The organism is Lutibacter sp. (assembly GCF_041555395.1).
Classification (GTDB): Bacteria; Bacteroidota; Bacteroidia; order Flavobacteriales; family Flavobacteriaceae; genus Lutibacter.
Genome location: NZ_JBFFKM010000073.1, coordinates 1 through 9,440 on the forward strand (window position 1 = coordinate 1; position 9,440 = coordinate 9,440).

9 protein-coding genes are annotated in these 9,440 nt (G+C 33.1%); all 9 read left to right on the top strand.

The window, feature by feature from the left end; translation table 11 throughout:
- Positions 1 to 847 precede the first annotated feature (847 nt).
- Positions 848 to 1,063, top strand: coding sequence for a VF530 family DNA-binding protein (locus ABY285_RS11465; RefSeq protein ID WP_372770183.1), 216 nt, complete (start codon positions 848 to 850; stop codon positions 1,061 to 1,063).
- Between the two features lie 83 nt (positions 1,064 to 1,146).
- Positions 1,147 to 2,037 carry a carbon-nitrogen hydrolase gene (locus tag ABY285_RS11470; RefSeq protein ID WP_372770185.1) on the top strand — a complete coding sequence of 297 codons (891 nt, stop codon included), beginning with the start codon at positions 1,147 to 1,149 and terminating at the stop codon, positions 2,035 to 2,037.
- Positions 2,034 to 3,077, top strand: coding sequence for an agmatine/peptidylarginine deiminase (locus tag ABY285_RS11475; RefSeq protein WP_372770198.1), 1,044 nt, complete (start codon positions 2,034 to 2,036; stop codon positions 3,075 to 3,077). The genes ABY285_RS11470 and ABY285_RS11475 overlap by 4 nt, the downstream gene beginning before the upstream one ends.
- Before the next feature lie 247 nt (positions 3,078 to 3,324).
- Positions 3,325 to 4,878: a DEAD/DEAH box helicase gene (locus ABY285_RS11480; protein ID WP_372770187.1), complete on the top strand. Its 1,554-nt coding sequence runs from the start codon at positions 3,325 to 3,327 to the stop codon at positions 4,876 to 4,878.
- Positions 4,879 to 5,023: 145 nt separating this feature from the next.
- Positions 5,024 to 6,343: a DEAD/DEAH box helicase gene (locus ABY285_RS11485; protein ID WP_372770189.1), complete on the top strand. Its 1,320-nt coding sequence runs from the start codon at positions 5,024 to 5,026 to the stop codon at positions 6,341 to 6,343.
- Between the two features lie 59 nt (positions 6,344 to 6,402).
- Entirely contained in the window at positions 6,403 to 6,855 is a 453-nt protein-coding gene (locus ABY285_RS11490) for a GNAT family N-acetyltransferase (RefSeq protein ID WP_372770190.1), read from the top strand.
- A 6-nt stretch (positions 6,856 to 6,861) separates the two neighbouring features.
- A complete protein-coding gene (locus tag ABY285_RS11495; RefSeq protein ID WP_372770192.1) occupies positions 6,862 to 7,332 on the top strand; it encodes a GNAT family N-acetyltransferase in 471 nt (156 codons plus the stop codon).
- A 101-nt stretch (positions 7,333 to 7,433) separates the two neighbouring features.
- Positions 7,434 to 8,774 (top strand): DEAD/DEAH box helicase, encoded by a 1,341-nt coding sequence (locus ABY285_RS11500; RefSeq protein ID WP_372770194.1) that lies wholly within the window; start codon positions 7,434 to 7,436, stop codon positions 8,772 to 8,774.
- 329 nt (positions 8,775 to 9,103) lie between these two features.
- Positions 9,104 to 9,440: hypothetical protein (locus tag ABY285_RS11505; RefSeq protein WP_372770196.1), on the top strand; the 337-nt coding region annotated here is incomplete at its 3' end.

Consider the following 9,440-nt stretch of genomic DNA (forward strand, 5'->3'; position numbering starts at 1 on the left):
AAAAAGTCTGTTATTTGTTTCCGTTTTTTTATCAATTTTTAGTCCGAATGTTAACCTCACTATAACACTACTATAACACTATGTATGGAGTATGTACGGAGTATCCTCCCTTTATCCTCCCATGAGCCCTTATTGCGGCTGGTGTTGTGCCCGTAAAAAAAACGCTAAATTAGCTTTTTCGTTAAATAGGCAGACAGAAGGATAATTCTGTTTTGTTCTTTTTTTCATTGCCAAAAATAGAACCAAAAAAGGCTAGTCTGATAATCTTTTTCTGTAAAATTAATTGAATTTTTGCCTTGCGCCAGCCGGCTGTTCTTTTAGATTTGAGTAAATATTTAATAATTAGGTTCATAAAAACTCACCCTCAACCCCTCTAGAGGGGAATTTGATCCTTTATTCTTTTTAATTAGTATAATAAATCCTATTATAGTTATACAAATATAATTTTTAATCCTAAATATACTATACATCTGTCATCCTATAATTTTTCTGGAAATTATAACGCTGTTCTTCACTCACTGAAAATAAATAAATGGTCATAATTTTTTGCTCTGTAAATTCAGGAGATTGTTATAGGTAAATCTTTCATAGTGATATTGTAATTCTTCTTCGTGTTTATCACATACATATTGATATATTTTTATTAATTTTACTGCTTTAGCCTGATTAATCATGTGGTATATGATGATTGAAATTAACTATAAACATATTGATTATCAAAATATTACGAAAATTTTTTATGCTTTTTATGCTTAATTTTTATTGCTATTTTCTTGTTGTTTTAACCCTTAATTAGCCTTATTAAATAAATAAACATTTAAAAAACAAATAGTTATACGTTTATACGATGGAAGAACAGCCAAACAATCCGCTTCACGGCGTTAAACTTGCAGAAATACTCCAATTTCTGGTGGCAATGTATGGATGGGAAGAATTGGGAGTAAGAATCAATATCAATTGTTTTAAATCAAACCCTTCCATAAATTCGAGCCTGAAATTTTTAAGAAAAACACAATGGGCACGAGATAAAGTAGAAAATCTTTATCTGCGTTCAATTAAATAAAAATTGAATTTCAACAAAAAATCTAAAATTGTTGATGACGTCTTTTTATAAAAAAACTACTTTTACATTCTAAATTCTTTCAAATGCCAAATAGAACTTATAAAATAGCGGTGATACAGCTTAATTTAAATGATATCGCTGAAAATAATTTGAAAAAATGTTTAAGCTGGGTAAGAGATGCTGCAAAACAAGGCGCGGAAGTAATTTCATTGCCAGAATTGTACAGCAGTCATTATTTCTGTCAAAGTGAGGATACCGAAAATTTTTCATTGGCAGAAGAATTGTACAGCACATCATTTATAGCTTTCAGTGCTTTGGCAAAGGAATTGGGCGTGGTGATTGTTGTTCCATTTTTTGAAAAAAGAATGGCAGGAATTTATCACAACAGTGCCTATATTATTGATACAGATGGATCTGAAGCAGGTTTGTACCGCAAAATGCATATTCCGGATGATCCTCATTTTTATGAGAAATTTTATTTTACGCCGGGAGATATCGGTTTTAAAGCATTTCCAACCAAAAAAGGAAAAATAGGCACACTTATTTGTTGGGATCAATGGTATCCTGAAGCGGCAAGACTAACAGCTTTACAAGGCGCAGAAGTGTTATTTTATCCTACAGCAATTGGATGGCATCCAAGAGAAAAAGAGGAATTTGGCACAAATCAGCATGGCGCCTGGATGAATGTAATGAAGGGGCACGCGGTTGCAAACGGGGTTTATGTGGCTGCTGCAAATAGAATTGGTTTAGAAAAATACCTGCCGAATACGGAAGGTATTCAGTTTTGGGGTTCCTCATTTATTGTTGGTCCTCAAGGCGAAATTTTGGCACAGGCATCACACGATAAAGAAGAAATTTTAATTGCGGAGGTAGATTTGGATTTACAGGAAAACGTGCGTCAGAATTGGCCATTTTTCAGAGACAGAAGAATTGATGCCTATGGCGAAATTACCAAAAGAGCAATCGATAAATAATGGCAAATAACAGAAGATTTCCGGCAGAATGGGAAAAACAACAGGGATTGTTGCTTTGCTTTCCGCACAATGGCAATGATTGGCCAGGAAAATATGGCGCTATTCAATGGGCTTTTGTTGAATTTATTAAAAAAGTAGCTCATGTTGAAAACGTTTTTTTAATGGTTGCCAATGAAAAATTGAAAGAGAAAGTGATTGGCATGCTTGAAATGGCTCATGTAAAAACACCAAATGTTTCTTTTATTATTCACAAAACAAACCGGAGCTGGATGCGAGATTCCGGCCCTATTATCGTAAAAAGCGGAAATAATGGGAGGGAAGCTCTTAATTTTAATTTCAACGGCTGGGCAAAATACAGCAATTACAAATTGGATAAATTAGTTCCTTCTAAAGTAGCAGCGTTTTTGGATATTCCGTTAACGCAGGCAGTTTACAACGGAAAACCAGTAATTATTGAAGGCGGCGCTATTGACAGTAATGGAAAAGGAACCTTATTAACTTCTGAAGAATGTTTGTTGCATCCCAGTATTCAAGTCAGAAATCAGCATTTTACAAAAGCAGATTATGAAGCTGTTTTTAAAGAATATTTAGGAATTACCAATGTGATATGGCTGGGGAATGGCATTGAAGGTGATGATACGCACGGACATATAGATGACTTGTGCCGATTCGTAAATGAAGACACCATTGTTACCGTAGTAGAACCCGATCCAAAAGAACCAAATTATAAGCCGTTGCAAGACAACTTGAAACGACTGCAACAGGCGAAATTAGAAAATGGAAAATCCCCTAATATTGTTTGTTTGCCAATGCCAAAAAGAATTGATTTTGACGAAGTAAGAATTCCGGCGAGTTATGCCAATTTTCTTATTTTAAATAAATGTGTTTTGGTGCCAACTTTTAATGATCCCAATGACAGAATTGCCTTAAATATTATTTCAGACTGTTTTCCTAATAGAGAAATTATCGGCATAAGCGCAATCGATTTAATTTGGGGCTTTGGAACTTTACATTGTTTGAGCCAACAAATTCCTGCATAATTCAGCATTAAAAAATCAAAAAAAAGATTTTTTATCTATTTGGGCTATAAGCAGATAAGTATAAATTTTTATGTGAAGAAATATTTCTATAATTATTTCTACAGAAATAATCGGACATGTAACTAAAAATCAGTAAGTTATAAATTTTTTAAACTATAATGAATTTAGACTGAATAAAAATAATTTTAAATCATAGGGAAAAAACCCATAAAAGGAGGTACTTTTGTTGGTCACAAAAACAAAAAGTTTGTCTATAACATCCCTAGAATTAGAAGAGAGAAAAGCCGGTAAAGATTTATACAGCTACCAAAAAGAAGCAATCAACAAGATTTTTAAATGCTTTGAGGATGCACCGGACGATTATCATTTGTTATTCCAATTGCCAACTGGCGGTGGAAAAACAGTCATCTTTTCTGAAATTGTGCGACAATATTTGAAGCATCACAATAAAAAAGTGTTGGTGTTAACGCATCGTATAGAATTGTGCAAGCAAACATCGACCATGCTTACAGAATTTAACGTTAACAATAAAGTAATTCACAGCAAAGCAAATTTAGACGATCAGGAAAATTACAGTTGCTTTGTGGCGATGGTGGAAACATTGAATAACAGATTAAATGAAGATAAACTTGATATTTCTGATGTTGGTTTGGTAATTATTGATGAGGCACATTACAATTCTTTTACAAAACTCTTTAAGTTTTTTGATAAATCGTTTTTTTTAGGCGTTACCGCAACTCCTTTAAGCTCAAATATGCAGCTTCCAATGAACGACAATTATGATGAATTGATTGTTGGGGAAACGATAGAATCATTAATCCAAAATGAATTTTTGTCAAGTGCAAACACCTTTTTATACAATGTAGGGTTAACTTCCTTAGTTGTTGGTGCCAATGGGGATTATACCGTAAAATCTTCCGAAGATTTGTACTCTAACAATGATATGTTAAGCAAATTATTGTCGTCTTATGAAGAGCATTCCAAAGGGAAAAAAACATTAATTTTTAATAACGGTATCAGTACTTCATTGCATGTTTATGAAATGTTCAGGGCTGCAGGATATACAATTGCACACCTCGATAATACCGCCACAAAAAAGGAAAGAGAATTCATTTTAAGGTGGTTTAAAAAAACACCCAATGCCATTTTAACTTCTGTAAGTATTTTAACCACAGGTTTTGATGAACCTACGGTAGATACCATCATTTTAAACAGGGCAACAAAATCGCTTACGTTATATTATCAAATGATTGGTCGCGGTTCACGTATATTAAAGACTAAAAACACGTTTAACGTGATTGATTTGGGAAATAACTTCCACCGATTTGGTCCGTGGGGAGCCGATTTAAACTGGCAAAGTATTTTTTCCTCTCCAAATTATTATCTGGACAAATTATTGAATGATGAAGAATTGGAAAGTAATTTTGAATATGAAATGCCGAAAGAACTTCGGGCTGAGTTTTCCAAGTCTTTAGCTGTGCATTTTGATATCAAACAAACCTATAAAGATGCTATTAAAATAGGGGAGTCTTCAAAAGTAGTTTTAGAACGTTCCATTGAACAACATGCAAAAATATGTGTGGAAAATAGTGAAGATGTTTATGACGCTTTAATTTTAGCCAATAAATTAGGAGAAGATATTGAATATAGAATTCATCATTATACCAAATGTATCAGCAAAAGCACTACAAATTTTGCAGATTGGCTGAAAGAAGATTACGGAAAGAAACTTCGTTTGTATTTACGCGATAATTTTGACACTGTTTTTGAAGAAGTATTCGGAAGGCCTCCAGAGGATTAATGATACTTTTTGATAACTTGTTTTGTAAAAATAAATCACTTTATAAGCTTAATAACTCATTTTGTTTAAAATATAATTAGATGTAAATTAGTTATTTAATGAATCATGCTTCAATAAATAATTTAAATAATAGAATTTTTGCAATATGGCAAATATTATCAAGAAACAACAACATATTTTGGACAAATTGAGTATTGAAATGCTCAATCCTATGCAGGAAGAGGCTGAATTGGTAATTAGCTTAAACAACAATGTTGTTTTGTTGTCTCCAACAGGAACCGGCAAAACCTTGGCGTTCTTATTGCCAATTATTAAAGAATTGGATGCAGATTGTCTTGAAGTTCAAGCATTAATTTTAGTGCCTTCAAGAGAGTTGGCCATACAAATTGAGCAGGTTACCCGAGAAATGGGAACAGGTTTTAAAGCCAATGCGGTTTATGGTGGACGCCCATTTTCCAAAGATAAAATTGAATTGAATCATTTGCCTGCTATTTTAATTGGTACACCTGGCAGAATTGCAGATCATTTAAGAAGAGGCACTTTTTCAACCGAAAACATTACAACCTTAGTATTGGATGAGTTTGACAAATCGTTGGAAGTCGGGTTTGAAGAAGAAATGAAAGAAATCATTTTGGCACTGCCAAAAGTGAATAAAAGAATATTAACTTCGGCAACACAAGCCCTGAGAATTCCGAAATTCGTTGGTTTAAAAAACCCCGCCACCATTAATTATCTCATTGATGGTGGTGAGGAAGCACCGCTTTTGAAAATAAAAACCATCATTTCTCCCACCAAAGATAAATTGGAAACGCTGGTAAAAGTACTTTGTCATATTGAAAATCAGCCGGCAATTGTATTTTGTAATTTTAGGGATACCATTGAAATGGTAAGTGATTTTCTTGCCGAAAACAAGATTGATCACGGTTGTTTTTATGGCGGAATGGAACAAAAAGACAGGGAAAGAACACTGATAAAATTCCGCAATGGAACACATCAAGTTATTGTAGCCACAGACTTGGCAGCAAGGGGATTAGATATTCCGGAAATAAAATACATTATCCATTATCAGCTTCCTTTAAAACTGGATGAATTCACTCACAGAAATGGAAGAACAGCTAGAATGAATGCCGAAGGAACCGCTTATGTAATTCAATGGGAAAAGGAAAAAAAATCGGAGTTTACTGCAGATGCTGAAATCGAAACCCTTCAAAATAAACCCACACCAAAAACTTCCAAATGGGAAACATTATTTATTTCTGGAGGAAGAAAAGATAAAATTTCAAAAGGAGATATTGCAGGATTATTTCTAAAACAAGGAAAACTCAGCAAAGATCAATTAGGAATTATAGAATTAAAACAAGATTGCGCTTTTGTTTCTGTGCCTGCATTAAAAGCAAATGAAATGATTAAAATGCTCAATAATACCAAATTAAAAAATAAAAAAGTAAGAATAACTACTATCTAGCTTATGATACTTGATCAATAAAATTAAGGCTTGTTTTCTATTACTCAAAAAAAGGACTAATGATAAAATTGCTTCGAACGAATGCTATCAATGAGGCGTTTATAGAACTTGCAAAGTTTCTTGATGCCGATTTAGAAATAAGAGATGGCGAGGAACATTCATTTTACGATCAGTTTAATAAGCTTGAAAATATAAAACATGTGATTATAGCTTATGATGAGGAGATGCCAATAGCATGTGGTGCAATTAAGGAATATGAAGGAGATACAGCTGAAATAAAAAGAATGTTTGTTACGCCAAATGGCAGGAGAAAAGGAATTGCCACTAAAATTTTGATTGAATTAGAACGATGGGCAAAAGAATTATCTTATACGAAATGTATTTTGGAAACGGGCATAAATCAACCGGAAGCCATTGAACTTTATCATAAAAATGGTTATCAAATTATAGACAACTACGGACAGTACGAAAATGCAGAGAACAGTCTTTGTTTTCAGAAAATATTAAATTAAGTAGCTATGGAACAGTTAAAAGTAACCATCAATGATTTTGATGAAAAATACACAAATGATTTTACTCAGCTTAATTTTGAATGGCTTAAGAAATATTTCTACATAGAAGAATACGACAAAAAAGTTCTCTTGAACCCACAAAAATATATTCTTGATGATGGAGGACATATTTTGTTTGCATTAATCGGAGGAAAGGTAGTTGGAACTGTCGCTTTGATAAAAAGAGATAACGACGTATTAGAACTTTCTAAAATGGCCGTAACTGAGGAATATCAAGGTTTAAGAATTGGCCAGAAATTAATGTATGCCTGTATTGATTTCGCGGGAAGAGCAGGAGTAAAACGACTATTTCTAGATTCAAACACCAAATTAACTCCGGCAATTACACTTTATAACAAGGTTGGATTTAGAGAAATTCCGGTTCCAAAAGACACTCCGTACGAGCGTTGTAATATTAGAATGGAATTGTATTTATAATTTAATAATAATGTGAATTAATTATAGCATTGTTTAAAATATCCAAGAATGATTCCATAGGTTAAGTTTGTAAAAGATTATATTTGCACAAAATTAATTTTATGTCGAAACAATTCTCCGATTTAGGGATTTCAACACCATTACTAAAAAGTTTAGCCGATTTAAAAATTTCTGAACCTACAGAAATTCAGAAAAAAACAATTCCTGTTTTACTTACAAAAAGTGATGATTTTGTTGGTTTGGCCAAAACAGGAACTGGAAAAACAGCGGCTTTCGGATTGCCTTTATTGCAGTTGATAGATTTGAATATTCAACATATTCAAGCGGTAATTTTGGTGCCAACCAGAGAATTGGGACATCAAATTTATACCAATATGGAAGCGTTTTCGACCTATTCGCCTGAAGTTTCCATTGCTGAAGTCTGCGGAGGAATTCCCATAAAACCACAAATTGAACGTTTGTCGAAAACCACGCATATTGTAATTGCAACACCCGGACGTTTAATTGATTTAATAAAACGAAAAGCCATTGATATTAAACAAGCGAGTTACTTAGTACTTGATGAAGCTGATGAAATGGTGACTTCACTTAAAGAAGGTTTGGATGAAATTTGTGCTGAATTGCCAAAAAAGAAAAGAACTTTTTTATTCTCTGCAACTTTACCTGGAACCATCAAACAATTGGTGCAAAATTATATGTCTAAGCATGTAATACAAGTTAGTGCCGACATGGAAACCTTAGGTAACCAGGATATTGACCATCAATTTGTTGTTGTAGAGCCTATAGAGAAATTAGAAGTGCTGATGCATTTTTTAGCTTCCAAAGAGGGGGAACGCGGTATCATTTTTTGTAAAACAAAAGCAGCCGTAAATAAATTGGCCAAAAATTTGGCCATAAACAGATTTTCTTCAGGCGCTTTGCACGGAAGTTTGTCTCAACCTATTCGTGATCGAATTATGGGACAATTTAGGGAAGGTTTTATCAATATTTTGGTAGCTACAGATTTAGCGGCAAGAGGAATCGACGTAAAAGAAATTTCTTATGTGGTGAATTATCATCTGCCAGATGTTGCTGAATTGTATGTTCACAGAAGTGGAAGAACAGCCAGAGCAGGAGCAAAGGGGTTTTCTTTAACTGTTATTCAGCAGGAAGAAATAGAAAAACTGAATGAATTTCAGGAAGAATTGGGAATCGATTTTAAGGAATTTAAAAAACCAAACGCACAAAGCATTGAAGATAATAACATGATTTTGTGGGCAAAACAACTCTTTAAAACCAAGCCTAATTATGACATCTCTTCAGCTTTAAAGAGTGAAATTAAAACGGTATTCCATCATTTAACCAAAGAGGAACTGATTGAAAAGATGATGGCAAATTATATGTTGAAACATAAAAACGACCACGGTTCCACTTTAGAAAACACTCCTAAAAAAAGCAAATAGTTTTCCTGAAATTCAAATATAGGTCAGGAAAATAACTTTTAAAAGCTGATAACTCTCATCATTATTATTGATAGATATCATTGTATTTTGTATGCTTTAAAAGTAAATTAGCATGTTAAATTGGCTGTATGTTTGAGTTGAACAGAAGAATATTAAGCATATAATATATATATGTTAAAAGTGTATCACAACAATTTTGTGGTTTTACTTAACGACTACAAAATTATCGAAAAAAAGAAAAAGATTGGAGGTGGGAAAGGAATATGAAAAAGTACATAGATGAACTCAAAAGGCGAAACGTATTTAAAGCCGCTTTTGCATATTTAATAATGGCGTGGCTCGTTATTCAGGTATCAGCAATCATTCTCAATGGTTTTAATGCACCAGCATACGTTTTTAAAATTATTATGTATGTTATCGTCATTGCTTTTCCGTTTTGGTTGGTTTTTGCATGGGTATATGAAATTACTCCGGAAGGACTTAAGAAAACCGATGATGTTGATCGAAAAGCATCAATAACGCCACACACAAAAAGACGTCTAAATAAAGTAATCATTGCTTCTTTATTAATTGTGATCATATTTTTACTGTTTAATCAATCGTGGATTTCATCAATTAAAAATGACAATACCAATAAATTTAGCAGGGTAAATAAAAATACTAAAA